This window comes from Glaciecola sp. G7-5, assembly GCF_055808975.1.
On sequence record NZ_CM147892.1, the window covers coordinates 332,520 to 349,061 of the forward strand.

The window sequence follows — 16,542 nt, forward strand, 5'->3', positions numbered from 1 at the left end:
ACCTCTATTTCCCTTACTCACTCGAAAAGCTTAAGCCGGCATGCTGCTCAAGGCGTTCAATAATATGATTACCAAATATACTAGCGGGCGTCCAAAAGCCACCCGCTTTATCCTCTTGCGTAATATCTTGAACTAAACAAACAGCAGATTGAGCCAGCATTTTTGCTGTCGAGCCATAACCGGGGTCTCTATCGCCAGTAACCTTGCAACGAATCTCTTGTGAATCTGAGGTTTTACCAACAAAACGCAAGTCATAAAAGCCTTCGAGTTGCGCCTTTGGACTTGGCCCTTCGCCGGGCTTAGGTAGAAAGGTCTTTTCCATTAACCAACGACTTGGTGGTATAGCGGCCGCGATCATAAAGCCACCTAAACCAGCAGAGAATGCAGCAGCACCCACACCACCAAGAATACTTTTACCGGTCATCATCGCTTCATCATATAAAAAATCGTCACCATACAGGTTTCCTAGCAAAGAATTTGAGCGATGTACGATTCTTATATTGATTGCAGCCATCACAAAGGGGGCCACCCATGCTTGCATGTCTTTGTCGTAGGCGATTGTTTTTAAATCGTTTTGCTTACGCGTAAAGGGATGCCCTTCAGGACAAAGCGCATAAGGATTAGCCAAAAGCCTGCGTAATTCTTTGTCTTTGGTAGCCTCTTTAATGAGATTCATCATACTAGCAACAGTACCACCTGAAGCAGCGCCTTTCATCGCCTTTACGCGCATTTTCACGCTTGTACAGTATTGCCCATAACGCTGTTTGGCCTCTTGTTGTAAAAAGTAAACGCCCAAATCTGAGGGAATAGAATCAAAACCACAGCTGTGCACAATGCGCGCGCCCGACGCCTTTGCGGCATCTTGATACTGGTCAACCATTTTCTTGATCCACTGGGGTTCCCCCGTTAGATCGCAGTAATCAGTCCCAAGTGTTGCGCAGGCCTTTACCACCGGCTCACCGTAAAGAGCATAAGGACCTACGGTAGAGATAATAACTTTGGTTGAACCGACCAATGCGTTGATGCTAGCCGTATCGTCAGCATCAGCATTAATAAGAGCTAAGCCAGCAGCAAGTTCACCTAAAGAAGTTTTTAGCGCGGCCAGTTTACCTTCTGAACGACCCGCAATTGCCCATTTAAGTTCACCACCAAGAGGATACTTCTCAAGCATGTAGGCAGTTAAAATCTGCCCTACAAAGCTTGTCGCACCAAACAGAACAATATCGTAATCCCGCATTTATTTATCCTTATTATTATTTTTCTATAAAACCTATACGAGCACGCGTTTAAGATTTCTCAAGTAAGTATCTACCATACCCGAGAACTCCATTTTAACCACGGGACTTATGGCCATTTTAAGTAAACCAGGTAAGGGCAGTGTAAGCTCTGCTTTGGTAGAAAACGAAACATCAACACCATTTTCGTTTTCTGATAGTGTCCACTTACCCGAAACAACACCATTGCCCTCACCCTTAATGGGTGTCCATTGAATGCTTTTAGCATCGCTATCGCAGATATATAGACAAGCGTAACTAGTCTGCACAGAACTAGTACCTAAATTTACTTTTTCCATTTCCCAGCGGTAGGTGTCAGGGGCAATCTCACTAAGTGTCTGCACTTTAGGGAAGTGCGCAGCCGACGCTGGGACGTTCGACAATAATGCGTACACTGTGTCGATATCGGCACTCACTGTAAATTTACGGGCCAAATCGATGGTTACTTTTACCGTCATAATGTCTCCTGAATAATATTAACAAGCACAATGCTGGGGAAAATAATACACGTTTACATAAGCATAGTAGTATAGAGCCCTTAACATTACTACAATTGTTGAAGAACAGAGCTTGCTAGTTGGCAAAGGCCATAATTACCCACTTCAAGCATAAATGTTAATTACTTGTTACTTTTTTGTCGTTTTAATTGTTTTCCATTCCCTTACTTGTGTATATTAATACCGTAGTGATTATAGAATAGACAAGTCGCAACAGCCTAAAGCGATATAAATACAAAAAAGGAAGCACAAAATGAGCGATGATATGCGCATTCCACGCGATGCACAAAACGACCATACCGATGAAATGGCCAAAAAACGCCGTGATTTCATTAAAGAAAAAACCGGCGCCGACTTAGTACATACAGGGCAATACAGCATAGACACAAGCGTGCTTCCTGGCAATGTAGAAAACTTTATTGGCATCGTACAAATGCCAGTTGGTGTCGCGGGCCCTGTGCATATCGACGGAGAACATGCAAATGGCCTATTTTATGTCCCCATGGCAACCACCGAAGGTACCTTAGTCGCAAGTTATAGCCGAGGTATGCGAGTGATCAACGAATGTGGCGGCGTAAAAACGACTGTGGTTGAAGGCTGGATGCAACGTGCCCCTGCATTTATTTTTCACGACGCGCGCAAAGCTAGGGACTTCGGCATTTGGATTGATGAGAATTTCGAAAAAATAAAAGCTGCTGCAGAATCAACCACTAGAATAGGCAAGCTAGAGTTTATACAGCAGTGGTCGGTATCTAAAACAAAATACTTACGCTTTAATTACACAACGGGCGACGCTGCCGGCCAAAACATGGTGGGCAAAGCGACACTGGTTGCATGTGAATGGATTAAAGCCAACTCCCCTTTCCCTTGTATTTATATGTTGTCGGGCAATATGGATACCGACAAGAAACACTCTCATTTAAATATGCTGCATTCTCGTGGCAAGCGCGTAATTGCTGAAATCGTTCTAAAAAAAGATGTGCTAGCAAAGGTCATGAAAGTAGATACTAAAATGCTCGCCGGGGCTACCACCTTAGCCAATACGGGTGCGCTGATGGCAGGCGCTGCATACAATGGTCCACATTCTGCTAATGGCATAGCCTCGGTATATATTGCAACTGGGCAAGACGAAGCAAACGTTGTTGAGTCACACGCTGGTATGCTCTCGCATCAATTACTCGATAATGGCGATTTGTATATGTCTGTGACCTTACCTTCATTAATTGTGGCAACATTTGGTGGTGGCACTGGTTTACCGACGCAAAATGAATGTTTGCAAATGTTAGGTTGTGTAGGCAAAGACAAAGCCAATAAGTTTGCAGAAATTGTGGCGGCAACTGTACTGGCAGGTGACATCTCGTTGGGGTGTGCAGTTATTGCGGGGCATTGGGTCAGTAGCCATGACCAAATGGGCCGAAACCGCTAGAAATAAACAAAAAGCAATAAGCCCGGTGTTTACCGGGCTTTTTTGACTGCGTACAATGTAATAAACCTAACCCATAAACTATCGCTATAGCGGTAAAAAGCATGGTAACTATTGTCTATGTCCAAGATTTTAGAAAAAATAATAGAAAACCTGCAAGCAACCCAAGAAATGCATCAGCTTGTTAGTGCCGAAAACTTAAGCGAAAAAATTAGGCACCTACAGTCTTGGCAAACGCAAAGACTCCTTATTACCCACGACGACTTATGGCAATCGAAGCGCTTTAAACCCGCAATGCAATTTTTTATAGATGAAATTTACGGGCCGAAAGACTTTCGCCAACGTGACGATGAATTAGCACGTGTAGTACCCAAAATGGCGAAAATATTACCTGAAAAAGCTTTGTTGTCTTTGCAAGCCGCTTTGCATCTTAATCGCTTGTCTTTAGAGCTTGATATCGCCCTAATCCATGCGCTAGGAAACGACGAACTAAATAGAACAAGTTATTTTACCTGCTATCGTCAGTCGGCGAACGAAGCAAAACGTAGCGAACAAATTCAATTATTAGAAGAACTTGGCTTAGATTTGGCCCAAGTGGTTAAAATTTCAGGTATTTCAACGATCCTCTTATTATCAAGAAAACCGGCGAAAGTTGCGGGCGTTCAAAGTTTGCATGAATTTTTAGAACGAGGTTTTAAATCGTTCAAGAAGTTAGGCAAGGTACATGATTTTATCGACCCTATCATCAGCAAAGAAAGACAAATCATGCAGCAATTGTTTAGGGCTCACGACATTGCTGAGAATCCGCTACCTCAGGTAGACCTAGCAATATAAGGAAATGATATGGAATTGCGTTCACTAGAATTAAAAGTGCCGCCTGTGGTTGTTTTTCTAGTGGCCCTTATCGCTGTTTTTGGGGTTTCTAGAATGACAGACTCAGGCATGGCTATCGACGACAGATTTTATGCTAAGCTCGCAGCTTTTGTGCTTGCCGTGATTGGTGCAGCGATTGGTATAATCGCGGTAATCACATTTAAACGTGCCAGAACGACCGTAAACCCTGTTAATATAGAAAACGCATCTAGTTTAGTTAGCCATGGCATTTTTCAATATTCCCGAAACCCGATGTATGTAGGTCTCGTGTTAGTTTTATTAGCGAGTGGGCTTTATTTTCGCGCTAATATATTTCTCACCTTGTTAATAGTGTTAGGCTTTATTACCTACATGAATAAGTTCCAAATTAAACCCGAAGAACGCATGTTAACACGCTTATTTGGCGATACTTATCTAGCCTATATGCAAAAAACAAGGCCATGGATCTGAATAGGATTCAGCGCATTTGTATACCACGATAAAAGGAAATAGTGTGAAAGAGTTACTCCTTATACTTATATTAACCACAGGTGTGTTTGCCTGTACGGATAAATCGACAACGCATTCTGTACAAGAAAATATGAACAAAAGCCAAGAACTCACGCATGAAAAAGCCCAACGCCCACTTGATGCTATTGCCACCGATTATGTAAAGTTGGTTTTAAGCGTTGGCCAATTTGATAGTGATGTGGTCGATGCCTATTACGGACCGAAAGAGTTTATCCCCAAAGCGCTCGACGCGGATACTGTTTTTCCAGCTCAAGAATTCAGTGCTATTGCGACGAAACTTCGCGAAGAGCTTGCACATTTTAGCGCAGATACAGTGGTAGCAGATCAATCAGCAAGACTCACTATGCTAAAAAAGCAGATTATCGCTATTAGTACTAAAATCAATATGTTAGGAGGAAAATCCTATGGTTTTGATGAAGAAGCAAAGCTACTTTATGACGCCCAGGCCCCTAACTTTAATTTGTTTCACTTTGACGATTTACTCGAGCAACTCGATACCTTACTCCCAGGCGAGGGAGACCTGCAAACTCGTTACACTAATTTCACAAGCCAATTTATTATCCCAAAAGAAAAAATAGATAGCGTATTTCGTGCGGCAATAGCAGAAGCGAGAAAACGCACCGCGGAAAAAATAACCTTGCCCGAAAACGAAAATTTTTTGCTTGAATATGTGACTGACAAAGCATGGTCTGGCTATAATTATTATCAAGGTAATGCGCAAAGCCTGATACAAATTAATATCGACCTACCAATCTATATTAGCCGTGCGGTGGATTTAGCAGCACACGAAGGCTATCCAGGCCATCATGTTTTTAACGCCCTTCTTGAACAAAACCTGGTAAGGGATAAAAAGTGGATTGAGTTTTCAGTTTATCAATTGTTTTCACCGCAATCGTTGATTGCTGAAGGCAGCGCAAATTATGGCATTGATGTCGCCTTCCCTGGTGAGTCAAGATTGCGTTTTGAAAAAGAAGTGTTGTTCCCTCTTGCCGGTTTAGATGTCTCTAAAGCGGACTTATATTACCAAGTAGCCGAGGTTTACAGCAATTTATCTTATGCCGGGAATGAAGCAGCCAGACTGTATTTAAATAAGGAAATCACCCGCGAAGAATCAGCGGCAATAATGCAAAAATACCTGTTATATACACAAGAAAAAGCGCAGCAACGTACACGCTTTGTCGACAAATATCGCAGCTATGTCATTAACTATAACTTGGGCAGAGATTTAGTCGCTGACTATGTTGAAAGAAATGGCGGCACTGCCAACAATATTGATAAACGTTGGACAATATTTGAAGAATTACTAAGCAATCCTAAAACAGCAGGTATGATAATTGAGTAGTGCATTTAGCGCTGCTTAGCTGAATTAGGACCTTTAAGCTTTAATTCCAATGTCTGGCCCAAGCACTTCAATGCATATTATTGTGGATCCTCATACGTAAATTGGTGCCTAAAACACAGACTCACTATGTAGAATGTGTATAATTAGGCAATACAACAATTGATAAAGCCACGCATGAAGAAACTGCAACTGCTTATAATAATTATAATTTACTTTCTTGTGTTCTTTTATCAAATTAATCAACCAGCGAGTGATTTAGGTTTACCTATTACGCTCGTGTCTCAAGCCTCCACTGAATCATTTGATAATGTTAAAAACAATCATTGGCAACCGCTTGATAATAACAAGTCGATTCGCCGAAATACCTGGGTCAAAATAAATATAAACCCCTCTCCTAGTTCTCTGCAAGATAGTAAAATGATGCTTTCTTTTTATCGGCGTTCAGTGTGGGATGCGGTAGTTTATTTGCCTCCTGAATATGAGCCTCAAAAAGTAAGTATCTTCACACAACCAGATACTCCTGCACTCAATAAATATATTACTCTGCCTTTAAGTGAAGAAGCCCTCGCGGGGGACGATGTTTATATTCAAAATAAGGTTGGCAGTATTTCAGCGTTTTTAAAAGTATCTTCTCAAATAGCGCTAATTAATTATGAAAGCAATATATCGACAATATTAGACATGGGGCGAGGCATCATTTTCGTTGGTTTCTTGCTAGGAGCAATGCTGTTTCTCACCTTAAAAGATACCTTATATGCTTGGTTTTCTATTTTTGTTGCATCAGCCTTTTTATTTATTGAAGTACGCATAGGCAGTATTTTCGACACTGTATTGGGGGGAGTTTTAGGCTTTTACGGCGCTAATATCTCGGGTATTTCCATTCTCGTTTTATTGATTTCGGCACTTATTTTTTTCCTGCATTGTCTCAGAGTAAAATTCACGCATCGAAATTAGAGAAAAGTAGAAAACTAATTGTTGTTATCCTTTCTTTATATTTACTCGCTAGAATACTCGGGGTCGAACTTAACCGTGAGTACTTGCTATACAGTAACCTTCTATATTTGCTCGCAATCATTCAACTATTATGCACTTGTTGCGTCGCTGCCTATAATAAAAGTTATTATGCGGTGCATGCACTCGCTGGCTTGTCGTTCTTAATACCAGTATCGGTTTATCAATCCCTAGTGGCACTGGGATTGATGCCTGAAAACAATTTCGAATATATGCATTGGGCGCTAAGTTTTGTCTTGGTTGCACTCTTCTTTTTGGCGACCTTGACGCGCAAAGCCTTGTCGTTTAAACAACAAAGAGATATCGCACTTAATAATGCCTTAGTTGATCGCCTCACAGGCATAAAAAATAGACGCGCAATGAACGAAGATTTAGAAGTACTAGAAGTGTTAATAAGAAATGGTGAAACGAACTACTATTTTGTTATGTTAGACATTAATCACTTTAAGAACATTAATGACACCTATGGACATCTCAACGGTGATTTATGTCTTAAAACAATGGTTGACTCAGTCCAGGAAGTCTTGCGCCCCGACGATGAATTCTACAGATATGGCGGCGAAGAATTTTTATTGGTATTGAAGTGTTATGACAATGTGGCCGCGTTAGCAATCGTCGAGCGCATGAAGCACAACATTAGCGCAATCAAAATTGACATTGATGGAAAAGAAATCCAATTCACAGCAAGTATTGGCGTGGTACATGTAGCCAGTTATCCAAGCGCGCGAGAAGCAATCAATCAAGCTGATAAGGCATTATACCAGTCTAAAAATTTAGGTAGAAACAAGATTAGTTTCGCCGATTACATGCTCTCGCAATGAATTGTCAGGTGTTTTTACATTTCTCCCCAACTCGCCTTGCTATTTAATTAGCTATAATTGTAAGTGCCTATAATGTATAACAATTAAATGTTTGGCATAGAAAGTGCTGAGCTAAGGATTAGAATTGTTAGAAATGTCGAGAATAGCAAGTTCCGACAGAACAGTATTTAAACCCTTCAGGGTTACCGTATTCAAATATATAAGGCCATCCAATGACAAAATACATAAAATATATATGCTTATGTTTAGTTTTTTCTTCTACATTCGCTCAAGCAAATTTAATCACCTTTACGAGCAGTAGTGAGCTTGATTTTGAAGGTGACTTTGCTTACGCACTAAACTTCCATGGCGGTGGTACTCAAGTTGTTGGTGATGCCACTTTTCAAAATGTAGGTGCCAATGGTGTAAATGCGCCAAGTGGAGCAAATATATCAGGCTTAAATAGAACCTACACTTGGGGAGGCGGTAGTAACCTTGGTAACGACGCCAACAATAATGCCTTAGAAAATGTCCTAAGAACCTTAATCTGGGCAGACCAAGACGCGGTTGGACAAATTGATTTAGCTGTTATTACTGGCACTAGTTATCGTTTACAGTTGTTGTTTTCAGAAGGATTTTCGAGCAACCGCAATTATGATGTGAATGTCGAAAATGGCTTAATTGATGCCGAGCTATTAGGTTCAGATTTTGGTGGTGACTTAATTATATCTGCAACCCAAGGTTATGTATTAAGCGCAGACTTTGTGGCAACCGATTCTGTTCTAGATATAAATTTACTTCGTCGCTTCCCTCTTATGGGCGACAGTAACTACCATATATCTGGCTTGACCTTGGAAAAAGTACCTGCCCCTGGTTTGATTGGACTTTTTGCACTCGCTATACTTGGACTTGTGAAATCAAGGGGTCAGGTTCTTTGATCCCAACCTTTAAACTCAGCTGAACGGCGGTCACCACCATGTTCAAGAAATCAAGGGGTCAGGTTCTTTGATCCCAACCTTTAAACTCAGCTGAACGGCGGTCACCACCATGTTCAAGGTGTCCGACGTATCGTTTGAGTTGTTGCGATATTTGTTGAACAAATTTATCGTTGCCTAGCACTCTTGATTTATTGACGGACGTTCTTATGCTATCTACAACGTCATCCGAGAGTTGCTCGCCTAGCATGAGATTATAAGCCTGTTTTCGAGCGGCTGAATCTTTACCTAGGGACAAATATAATGAGTGCGGTGTGAGCAACTCGATTTCTTTATTTCCACCATTTGCATGGTAACTGCTCCATGGGTAGTCTTTGGGATGTGCTACTATGTTAGCTCTAACCGGATTAAGTTCGATATATTGATATACATTCAGCAGATATTCTTCGCTGTTCACCAAACTGGATTTAAACCTTCCTTCCCAAAGTGTACCGCTGCGCTGATACGTAGTATTTATATAGCGAACATAGTATCGTCCCAAGCTCTGCATAACCTGACTTATTCCATCGCGATCAGATGCTTGCAACAACAAGTGAACATGGTTAGTCATTAGTACAAAACAGTGAATATCAACCTCAAACTTTTCAGCGACTTCCTTGAGTTTACTAAGATACACAGCATAATCAGCCGTTTGAAAAAAACAAGCTTGACGATTATTTCCTCGTTGAATAACGTGAACGGGTACGTTTGGAACCACTATCCTTGGACGACGTGCCAATTTCCCTCCCTGTAATTCGTGTTCATATCAAGCCAAAATCATACTCGAGGCAATAGATGCTGGGATACTGAACCATTGACCAGAATTAGTTTTTACTCAAAGAGCAACAATCTACGTAGAACCTTTAATATTGACCAATATGCACTTGATTCAAGAGTTTCTACGAACCTGACCCTTTGATCTGACCCTTTGATCTACCCTTTGATCTCGGCTCTATTCTTGCAACCTACCTGGCAACAGATGCAAAAAATACTTACCAAGGTCAAAATCGGTGAAATAGTTACAAAGCAAAAGCAATTTTTACACGCTATGCTTGAGTAACAATAAGATATTTATTCCTCGATTTGCGACCGTTTATAAAAAAGGAGAACACAATGACTATTAAGAATTCTGCACACTCAACCTGGTCGGGCGATATCAAAACTGGTAAAGGGGCTATCAGCACAAAAAGCGGCGCCCTGCAGGAACAGCCTTTTGGCTTTAATACCCGTTTTGAAGGCAAAGCAGGTACTAACCCTGAAGAACTTATAGGGGCTGCTCACAGTGCATGTTTCAGTATGGCGCTTTCACTTGGTTTAACCCAAGCAGATTTGGTAGCGGACCACATTAAAACAGATGCTGTGGTAAGTCTTGACGAAGTTGAAGATGGCTTCGAAGTAAGTCATATCGCATTAAGCGTAGAAGCGAAAATTCCTGATATTTCAAAAGAACAGTTTGAAGAAATATGTGAAGAAACAAAAAAGAACTGTCCTATCTCTAAGTTAATGAACGCAGAAATATCAATGACCACATCTCTAAACTAAAACTATTTTAGTTGATTATAAGTAACCGCAAGACCAGGCATCTACGCCTGGTCTTTTATTTTGGGAAATCTCTTTTCGAATATTTATTTAAGGTTTCTAGCGACTCTTGTGTCATATCTTTGTAAGTATAGAGTTGAGCTTCACGTCCTGCGATTTTATCTGCGATCATATGGTTTACCTCGCGATGCGTCATTTCATCTGCTCTTATAACGCGAATGGCATCACTCAACTTCGCGTCCTTTGCTAAGTCCCAGTAATCGATAGCAATTTGCGGCGCATCTACGTTATCGACCGTGCCATCTGCAACTAGTTTTGCGTATTGTGAGTAGCTAACAACTGCTTCTTCTTCAAGGTATCCAACCACGCGATGAGCGGTTTTAGCTGAGATTAAATACAATAAGAAATAGCAAACATAAAAGAAAAACTGTGCTGTAATCACTACAAACCGCTCTAGTTTTGTAGGTTTAGCGATTTCGATAAAGGTCATCAAATGCATGCGTTCATTTTCGGCTTCGTCCAAAAGTGTATGTATCCAACCGTTGTCATCTTGCATGCGACGAAGACTACGCAAATGAAGCATTGCCCCCCGACCATACCCGGAACTGCAGCGACAGTTTCAAGTACCACAGCGCGGTGGCCATAGCGTTTAGCAAAAAACGCATCTGCAAAGACGCGTAGAAACTTCACAAAACTAAACGCGACTCGTTCGCCAAACGTTTGTGGTTCATGGTGAGCATAGACATCTTCAGCGTGTTTTGTATCTTGCTCATCTTGTGTGGATGCATTGTCATCATGTTGTTCCAACTTCATATTTTTCCTTTTTCTGAACAGTAAACATAAGCGCTTTTGTAAACTATGTATGCACAGAAAATGCCAGCTCGAAGGCTTGTCACTCTTGCCAAAGAAAAACAAACCGAGGTAAAACTGATATTGCCAGCACTACCTATTACGAGCGAGTTTTTTACACCTCCATATGAAATTTTTACTTTGATACCGCTTTAAAAATCCTTCAAGAAAAAATTAAACCTTTAAGCCATTGATACTATTGCGCTTTATTAACAAAGCTCCTATTGTAAAACTGGAACATGATTTGCTACCTATTGTGCACATATACTAATAATGGAGTTTATATGAGCTTAACTAAAAGCAAAAAGTTAATTGTGATTGCGGTTTCTTCAATTGTCATTACGGCCTGTGCTAATAGCAGCAATACCCAAAAAGGTGCTGGATTAGGTGCAATAATTGGTGCTGTAGCGGGTAAAGCAACAGGAGACAATGATAAAAGCCGATATGTTTGGGGCGCGGCGCTTGGCGCTATTGCTGGCAGTGCGATTGGTTCTTACATGGATAAACAAGAAGAGGCGCTTGCAGAAGAACTTGCAGGCACCGGTGTTGAGCTTGTCCGAGAAGGCGACCAGCTCAAACTCGTAATGCCCGGTGAACTTACCTTTGGTACAGACAGCGCAGCGGTAGACGCAGACTTTTATCCTGTATTAAATGGTGTCGCAAGTATCCTAGAAGAATATGAGAAAACGCGATTGAGCATAGAAGGCCACACAGATTCAACTGGCTCAAGTGAATACAATCAAAAGCTATCAATTGAACGAGCAAATAGTGTAGCGGCGTATTTAGAGCAAAGAAATATAAGCCAAGAGCGTCTTAGAACGCTAGGTATGGGTGAGTCCGCTCCTATTGTTAGTAATGATAATGCTAATTCAAGACAGAAAAACCGTCGAGTTGAGCTTAAAATCATTCCAGTAAGCGACAGCTAGGACATAGCTGCTCGTTGCTTTGAGCTAGCATACATTAATATTTATTTTAAATTGCTGCGTGACTGACATGGCCGAGTGAAAGAGTAAGCCATGTCCGTTTCCAGTAAAGACCAATCAAAGCTGTGGCCATAGCGGAACAATATAGGTTGAGCGAGCCACTTCATCAAAAAATTATAGGCGTTGTATGAGCAAGGTTTTATGTCTTAAACAAATCCTGAAAAAAATACACCACTGCGGCGCGTTTCCATTCACCTTCAAAAGGTACAATTTCGCCATTGCTATTACCGTCTATCCAAACCGTTCCGTTTTTTTCGACTACGCCAACCTGCGTTCCATTGCGCCACACTTTGCCGTTGTCTTCTAAGGTGCCTACATGATTGCCCCTAAACCAGACTTTGCCGTCGGCCTCAATTGAGCCAAGATCATTTCCACCAACCCAAATTTTACCGTTGTTCGTAATGTCACCAACATCACGCGAATTTAAATAAACATTGCCCTTTTTACTTAAGTAGGCAAGCACCCTTCCTCGATACCAAAGCTCTTGCGCAATACCTTTTAACACTACTTTAGAGCTTTGCTTTAGCTTTTTAGGCAGTGATGCAAGCTCTGCTGCTGTCTGCTTTGACTCTTCTCGCAAATTGTCTAGCTTACCTTGAGCAAGGGCTAGTTGTGAGATTTGTTGTAAACGATTTGGTTTAGCTAAGCTGGGAAATACCTCCTCAATAGCCTGGGCATTGGCTAGAGCAATCAAGCCATTTTGCAATGTTTGCGTATTGCGTTGCCCATTCTCTCCATTGGCAAAGTTATAAGCCCGCATCTTGTCATTTCCATTTATGCCTTCGATCTGTTCAGAAAGTTGGCTTGCGGTATTAGAGATGCTGTTAAATTCATTGAGGCGTGCTTGCACGTCTTGTTTTATTTGTGTTTGAAAGTCACCGCTTATCCACCGAATAACGCGACTTGCATCATTTGAATTCATTTCAGGCTGCTGTAATTCCTGTAGGTCTTTTTGCAACTCAGTACTTTGCAGCGCTAACATTTTTTGCGCCCATTCACCAACTTCAGAAGGGGTTGGGTACTGTCCCAAACGAGGCCGGTTTTGTTTTTGATACTTTGCCAAAATAGCATCCGGATCCAAGGAAGCTTGAGATTTTGTACTTTTCGCTGTTGCCGTTTGTAACTGGTCTGCATCCTGAGCTTGGTTATTTGAATTTGACGCAGTAGCACTTTGCCACTGCTGCGCTGTATTCGCCATTCGTTGTTGTAAGGCCGTCCACAACTGCACGCTTTTGATATAGTCAGGATGGCTTTGAGATGTACTTTGCTTGATTAAGTCTGCGGCTTTAGTTAGTTCTTTACTCAAGCGATTATATTGGCCTACGTCACCCACTTTAAGATTATTTAATTTCGCCTCTATACTTGTAAGCGAGCGCTTTGCCATATTCAGTTTGGCGTCCATTTGTTGAGAAAATGCAACATTTGAAAATGTGCATAGTAATAAGAACGAGATGGATGTGAGAATTGAATTAATAAAAATATAACGACGCATAGCACGTGCCTCCTTGTCTACTATTTAACCACATTCAGAATGCCACCTAAATTGGATAAAGACAAGTTGAGTACAAATACATCTTTAGGTTTCGAATCACGCTAAGGTCTTCTTTAGAATCGCTTCTTTTATGCTGGCTGCTTCGCTTGGATTTTGATAATAAGGCTGTAGGCTGAAATAAATGGTCATTAAGGTCCGATACACGATATCTGGATTATTAAGTGATTCCCCTTGCATCTGGTAATAATTCAAACTCTGAAATAAGGTCAAACTAATAATGTCGACCAGCAAGTCAAGGTCTTCAGCTTTGCCGTTGAGTGTCCCGCTTCGCTGTTGCTCTTTAAGTGACTTGCTCAAATACTGTCTTTGAAACCTTGCCAAGCGCTGTAATTTGCTATTAATTGCGGGATAGTGTGCTGAAATTTCAGCTATGTTTTGAAAAAGAAAGCGAAACAAATGCATGGTTTCAAGACAGTGAAAAAGGTAGCGATAGAAAGCCATGTTGTCGCTTGTTGATTGCGCGATTTCGTTTATTTTGGCTGCATAACGGTCAACTAAGGCGTTGATGATGTCATCTTTGCCTTTGTAATGGTAATAGAGGTTACCGGGGCTAATATCTAGCTCATTGGCGATGTCTACACTCGTTATATTGCGTTCACCCTGGCTATTAAACAAGTCGAGGCTGATTAATAAAATCTTGTCTGCGGTCTTCAAGCGAAAAGGCTCCAATTTATCTAATATCTGGCTTAACGAAGAAAGTTCGTCATTGCCCGGCTCGGCTCTGTGTATTCAGATATTTCTTAGCACGCAATCCTGCGTGACTACTTATAAATCTAAAATAAATGACTTTTATCGCGTTTTAGTATGCGCTTTCTAATTCAATTGTCTATATTCGCATCATCAAAGAGATATTCACAAATTTATTTACCCTAATTGGAGCAAACAAATGGCTAATGTAGATAGAGTAAGCAACACGATAGACACGGCTGAAGAAGTCGCTCGCAAAATTTGGTTAGCTGGACTTGGTGCCTATGGCAAAAGCTTTGAAGAAATTCAAACCCAGTACGAAAAGCTAAATACCGAGACAACGCGCTTGTTTGAAGAATTAGTGACTAAAGGCGCCAAACTCGAAGCAGGCACCAAACAAAAAATTAAAGAGAAAACGGCCGTTGAGCAACGCGTAGAAGAAGTACGCAAAAAGCTAGGCCTTGATAGCGAAGATACAGACACGAAAATCGATGAACTATCGCAAAAAGTTGACGCATTAACAATTGCTGTGAGCAAGCTGGTTTAATCATTTTATTCTTGACGCCTCTATGATAGGCAGCACCAAGAAACATAATTTAATATTACAGGAGAGACAAAAATGTCTACTAAAGATACCTTAGAGAATTTAGCAAAAAACACATGGTTAGCAGGTCTAGGCTCGTTCGATAGCAGTAAAGAAGCGCTATCGAAATCTATTGATGCTGCCCAAGAAAAATCAAACAGTCTTTACAATGACTTGATTAGCCGCGGCGAAGAAATTCAAAGTAAGATCAACCATAAAAGAGACGAATTGCAAGCTAAAGGCAAAAGCCTGTTTGGTTTGGGTTCAGAAAAGTCGCAAGAAGAAAAACTTGCAGAATTAAACGCGAAAGTTGATGCACTGACCACCGCAGTTGTGACTTTAATCGAAAAGCGTAAAGCTGAAGAAGCGAAGGCTGCCAAGCCAAAAGCAGCAGCTAAAGCTAAACCAAAAGCGACAACAAGAACGGCAAGCAAAGCTGCACCAAAAGCAGCAGCTAAAACTGCACCAGCAGCGACAACAGCAACAAAGGCTAAAGCTGCGCCGAAAGTTGAAGCGAAAACCACTACTGAAGAAGCTAAGACGACGACGCCAGTAGAGACTAAAGCTGCAGCTGATACGACAGCTAAAGCTGAGTAAGACGTTTAGCTAGGACTTTGCTGACGCGCAAGCTCACGTCATTCTTGCGTAAGTGTTCGTCAATCTTGCGTAGGTGCTCGTCATTCTTGCGTAAGTGCTCATCTTTCTTGCGTAGGTGCTCGTCATTCTTGCGTAGGCAAGAATCTTTGAAATATACCGCTGTGTTTATTCAGTACAGGGGATGTTTTGGGAGGTCCTTGCCTGCGCAAGGATGACGTGATCAAACTAGTGTATTTTTACTATAGTAGGGAATGTAGACATGACAGCTTCAAAATATAAAACTGCAATGATTACAGGGGCTTCAGAAGGTATTGGTCGAAGTTTTGCCGAAACCTTTGCTAAAAATGGCCATGATGTCGTCCTTGTTGCAAGAAATTCCCTCAAGCTTCAAGCCTTAGCGCAAGAGTTAGAAGCAAAGTATGCGATTAAAGCCCATGTAATTGTTGCAGACCTCATTCCTGTGGATTCAGCGAAAGCGCTTTTTAACGAGTTACAATCAAAAGCGATTCAAGTTGATATACTCGTGAATAACGCTGGCATGATGCAGGTTGAAAAGCTGCATCAATGCAATATAAACAACTTAAATCGTTTAATACAGTTGAATATTCAAAGCCTTGTCAATATGACCCACTACTTCATGCAAGCAATGATAGCGCGAGGTAGGGGAAAAATAATCAACGTTGGTTCTATTGCTAGCTTCATGCCCACGCCCAATTTTGCCGCCTATGGTGCGAGTAAAGCCTTTGTGCTCTCGTTTAGCGAGGGTATTGCTGAAGAATTACGTGGCACAGGTGTAAGCGTTACTTGTGTGTGCCCAGGCATGACCGAGACAAAAATGCTAAATCATGCTGAAGGCTTTGAAAAATATATCCCCGGTTTTTTAAAAGCTGATCCTGACGAACTTTGCAATCAAGCATACAAGGCAAGTATGAAAGGCGATGTCGTGTTTCTAGATAAATTGGCAAACAAAATGTTGGTGCAATGGGCAACACACTACCCTAGATGGTTTGTAAGAGGTATCAACGGCCTATTCGCGCGTTTTAAATAG

General features: G+C 41.4%; 17 protein-coding genes and 1 pseudogene. 12 read left to right on the forward strand and 6 right to left on the reverse strand.

Annotated features, from left to right (window positions below; all coding sequences use genetic code 11):
* Positions 1-13: 13 nt before the first annotated feature.
* Entirely contained in the window at positions 14-1,237 is a 1,224-nt protein-coding gene (locus AC0L6H_RS01380) for a saccharopine dehydrogenase family protein (RefSeq protein WP_473392110.1), read from the reverse strand.
* A 33-nt stretch (positions 1,238-1,270) separates the two neighbouring features.
* Entirely contained in the window at positions 1,271-1,732 is a 462-nt protein-coding gene (locus tag AC0L6H_RS01385) for an SRPBCC family protein (RefSeq protein ID WP_473392111.1), read from the reverse strand.
* Between the two features lie 292 nt (positions 1,733-2,024).
* Between AC0L6H_RS01385 and AC0L6H_RS01390 the strand changes: the two genes are divergently transcribed.
* From AC0L6H_RS01390 to AC0L6H_RS01420, 7 genes are all read left to right on the forward strand, one after another.
* Positions 2,025-3,197: a hydroxymethylglutaryl-CoA reductase gene (locus tag AC0L6H_RS01390; protein WP_473392112.1), complete on the forward strand. Its 1,173-nt coding sequence runs from the start codon at positions 2,025-2,027 to the stop codon at positions 3,195-3,197.
* A gap of 117 nt (positions 3,198-3,314) precedes the next feature.
* Positions 3,315-4,028 carry a DUF8198 family protein gene (locus tag AC0L6H_RS01395; protein WP_473392114.1) on the forward strand — a complete coding sequence of 238 codons (714 nt, stop codon included), beginning with the start codon at positions 3,315-3,317 and terminating at the stop codon, positions 4,026-4,028.
* 9 nt (positions 4,029-4,037) lie between these two features.
* Positions 4,038-4,517: a methyltransferase family protein gene (locus AC0L6H_RS01400; RefSeq protein ID WP_473392115.1), complete on the forward strand. Its 480-nt coding sequence runs from the start codon at positions 4,038-4,040 to the stop codon at positions 4,515-4,517.
* Between the two features lie 43 nt (positions 4,518-4,560).
* Positions 4,561-5,919: a hypothetical protein gene (locus AC0L6H_RS01405; protein ID WP_473392116.1), complete on the forward strand. Its 1,359-nt coding sequence runs from the start codon at positions 4,561-4,563 to the stop codon at positions 5,917-5,919.
* Positions 5,920-6,093: 174 nt separating this feature from the next.
* A complete protein-coding gene (locus tag AC0L6H_RS01410; protein ID WP_473392118.1) occupies positions 6,094-6,873 on the forward strand; it encodes a hypothetical protein in 780 nt (259 codons plus the stop codon).
* Positions 6,874-7,046: 173 nt separating this feature from the next.
* Positions 7,047-7,751, forward strand: coding sequence for a GGDEF domain-containing protein (locus AC0L6H_RS01415; protein ID WP_473392119.1), 705 nt, complete (start codon positions 7,047-7,049; stop codon positions 7,749-7,751).
* A 212-nt stretch (positions 7,752-7,963) separates the two neighbouring features.
* Complete coding sequence (locus AC0L6H_RS01420) at positions 7,964-8,668, forward strand: hypothetical protein (RefSeq protein WP_473392120.1); 705 nt, start codon at positions 7,964-7,966, stop codon at positions 8,666-8,668.
* 58 nt (positions 8,669-8,726) lie between these two features.
* On the opposite strand, the gene AC0L6H_RS01425 is transcribed toward AC0L6H_RS01420, so the two are convergent.
* Positions 8,727-9,443 carry a transposase gene (locus AC0L6H_RS01425; protein ID WP_473392122.1) on the reverse strand — a complete coding sequence of 239 codons (717 nt, stop codon included), beginning with the start codon at positions 9,441-9,443 and terminating at the stop codon, positions 8,727-8,729.
* Between the two features lie 374 nt (positions 9,444-9,817).
* Here AC0L6H_RS01425 and AC0L6H_RS01430 point away from each other — a divergent pair, with 374 nt between their 5' ends.
* Positions 9,818-10,246, forward strand: a complete 429-nt coding sequence (locus AC0L6H_RS01430) for an OsmC family protein (protein ID WP_473392123.1) — start codon at positions 9,818-9,820, stop codon at positions 10,244-10,246.
* Between the two features lie 55 nt (positions 10,247-10,301).
* Here the strand turns inward: AC0L6H_RS01430 and AC0L6H_RS01435 are convergent.
* Positions 10,302-11,056: pseudogene (locus AC0L6H_RS01435) on the reverse strand (alternative oxidase).
* Between the two features lie 320 nt (positions 11,057-11,376).
* Here AC0L6H_RS01435 and AC0L6H_RS01440 point away from each other — a divergent pair.
* Complete coding sequence (locus AC0L6H_RS01440; RefSeq protein WP_473392124.1) at positions 11,377-12,018, forward strand: YiaD family glycine zipper/OmpA-like lipoprotein; 642 nt, start codon at positions 11,377-11,379, stop codon at positions 12,016-12,018.
* Between the two features lie 196 nt (positions 12,019-12,214).
* Here AC0L6H_RS01440 and AC0L6H_RS01445 read toward each other — a convergent pair whose 3' ends face one another.
* Positions 12,215-13,567 (reverse strand): hypothetical protein, encoded by a 1,353-nt coding sequence (locus AC0L6H_RS01445; RefSeq protein WP_473392126.1) that lies wholly within the window; start codon positions 13,565-13,567, stop codon positions 12,215-12,217.
* Between the two features lie 96 nt (positions 13,568-13,663).
* Positions 13,664-14,281 carry a TetR/AcrR family transcriptional regulator gene (locus AC0L6H_RS01450; RefSeq protein ID WP_473392127.1) on the reverse strand — a complete coding sequence of 206 codons (618 nt, stop codon included), beginning with the start codon at positions 14,279-14,281 and terminating at the stop codon, positions 13,664-13,666.
* A gap of 232 nt (positions 14,282-14,513) precedes the next feature.
* Here AC0L6H_RS01450 and AC0L6H_RS01455 point away from each other — a divergent pair, with 232 nt between their 5' ends.
* The 3 genes from AC0L6H_RS01455 to AC0L6H_RS01465 all read left to right on the forward strand — a co-directional run bounded on the left by AC0L6H_RS01455 (position 14,514) and on the right by AC0L6H_RS01465 (position 16,542).
* Complete coding sequence (locus AC0L6H_RS01455; protein ID WP_473392129.1) at positions 14,514-14,861, forward strand: phasin family protein; 348 nt, start codon at positions 14,514-14,516, stop codon at positions 14,859-14,861.
* Between the two features lie 72 nt (positions 14,862-14,933).
* Positions 14,934-15,494 (forward strand): hypothetical protein, encoded by a 561-nt coding sequence (locus AC0L6H_RS01460; protein ID WP_473392130.1) that lies wholly within the window; start codon positions 14,934-14,936, stop codon positions 15,492-15,494.
* Between the two features lie 259 nt (positions 15,495-15,753).
* Entirely contained in the window at positions 15,754-16,542 is a 789-nt protein-coding gene (locus AC0L6H_RS01465) for an SDR family NAD(P)-dependent oxidoreductase (RefSeq protein WP_473392132.1), read from the forward strand.

Excerpts from the sequence above, each read along its gene's own strand:
- AC0L6H_RS01385 (WP_473392111.1), bottom strand. The coding sequence starts at position 1,732 with ATGACGGTAAAAGTAACCATCGATTTGGCCCGTAAATTTACAGTGAGT.
- AC0L6H_RS01400 (WP_473392115.1), top strand. The coding sequence starts at position 4,038 with ATGGAATTGCGTTCACTAGAATTAAAAGTGCCGCCTGTGGTTGTTTTT.
- AC0L6H_RS01465 (WP_473392132.1), top strand. The coding sequence starts at position 15,754 with ATGACAGCTTCAAAATATAAAACTGCAATGATTACAGGGGCTTCAGAA.
- AC0L6H_RS01455 (WP_473392129.1), top strand. The coding sequence starts at position 14,514 with ATGGCTAATGTAGATAGAGTAAGCAACACGATAGACACGGCTGAAGAA.
- AC0L6H_RS01420 (WP_473392120.1), top strand. The coding sequence starts at position 7,964 with ATGACAAAATACATAAAATATATATGCTTATGTTTAGTTTTTTCTTCT.
- AC0L6H_RS01440 (WP_473392124.1), top strand. The coding sequence starts at position 11,377 with ATGAGCTTAACTAAAAGCAAAAAGTTAATTGTGATTGCGGTTTCTTCA.
- AC0L6H_RS01390 (WP_473392112.1), top strand. The coding sequence starts at position 2,025 with ATGAGCGATGATATGCGCATTCCACGCGATGCACAAAACGACCATACC.
- AC0L6H_RS01430 (WP_473392123.1), top strand. The coding sequence starts at position 9,818 with ATGACTATTAAGAATTCTGCACACTCAACCTGGTCGGGCGATATCAAA.
- AC0L6H_RS01410 (WP_473392118.1), top strand. The coding sequence starts at position 6,094 with ATGAAGAAACTGCAACTGCTTATAATAATTATAATTTACTTTCTTGTG.
- AC0L6H_RS01380 (WP_473392110.1), bottom strand. The coding sequence starts at position 1,237 with ATGCGGGATTACGATATTGTTCTGTTTGGTGCGACAAGCTTTGTAGGG.
- AC0L6H_RS01395 (WP_473392114.1), top strand. The coding sequence starts at position 3,315 with ATGTCCAAGATTTTAGAAAAAATAATAGAAAACCTGCAAGCAACCCAA.
- AC0L6H_RS01460 (WP_473392130.1), top strand. The coding sequence starts at position 14,934 with ATGTCTACTAAAGATACCTTAGAGAATTTAGCAAAAAACACATGGTTA.
- AC0L6H_RS01445 (WP_473392126.1), bottom strand. The coding sequence starts at position 13,567 with ATGCGTCGTTATATTTTTATTAATTCAATTCTCACATCCATCTCGTTC.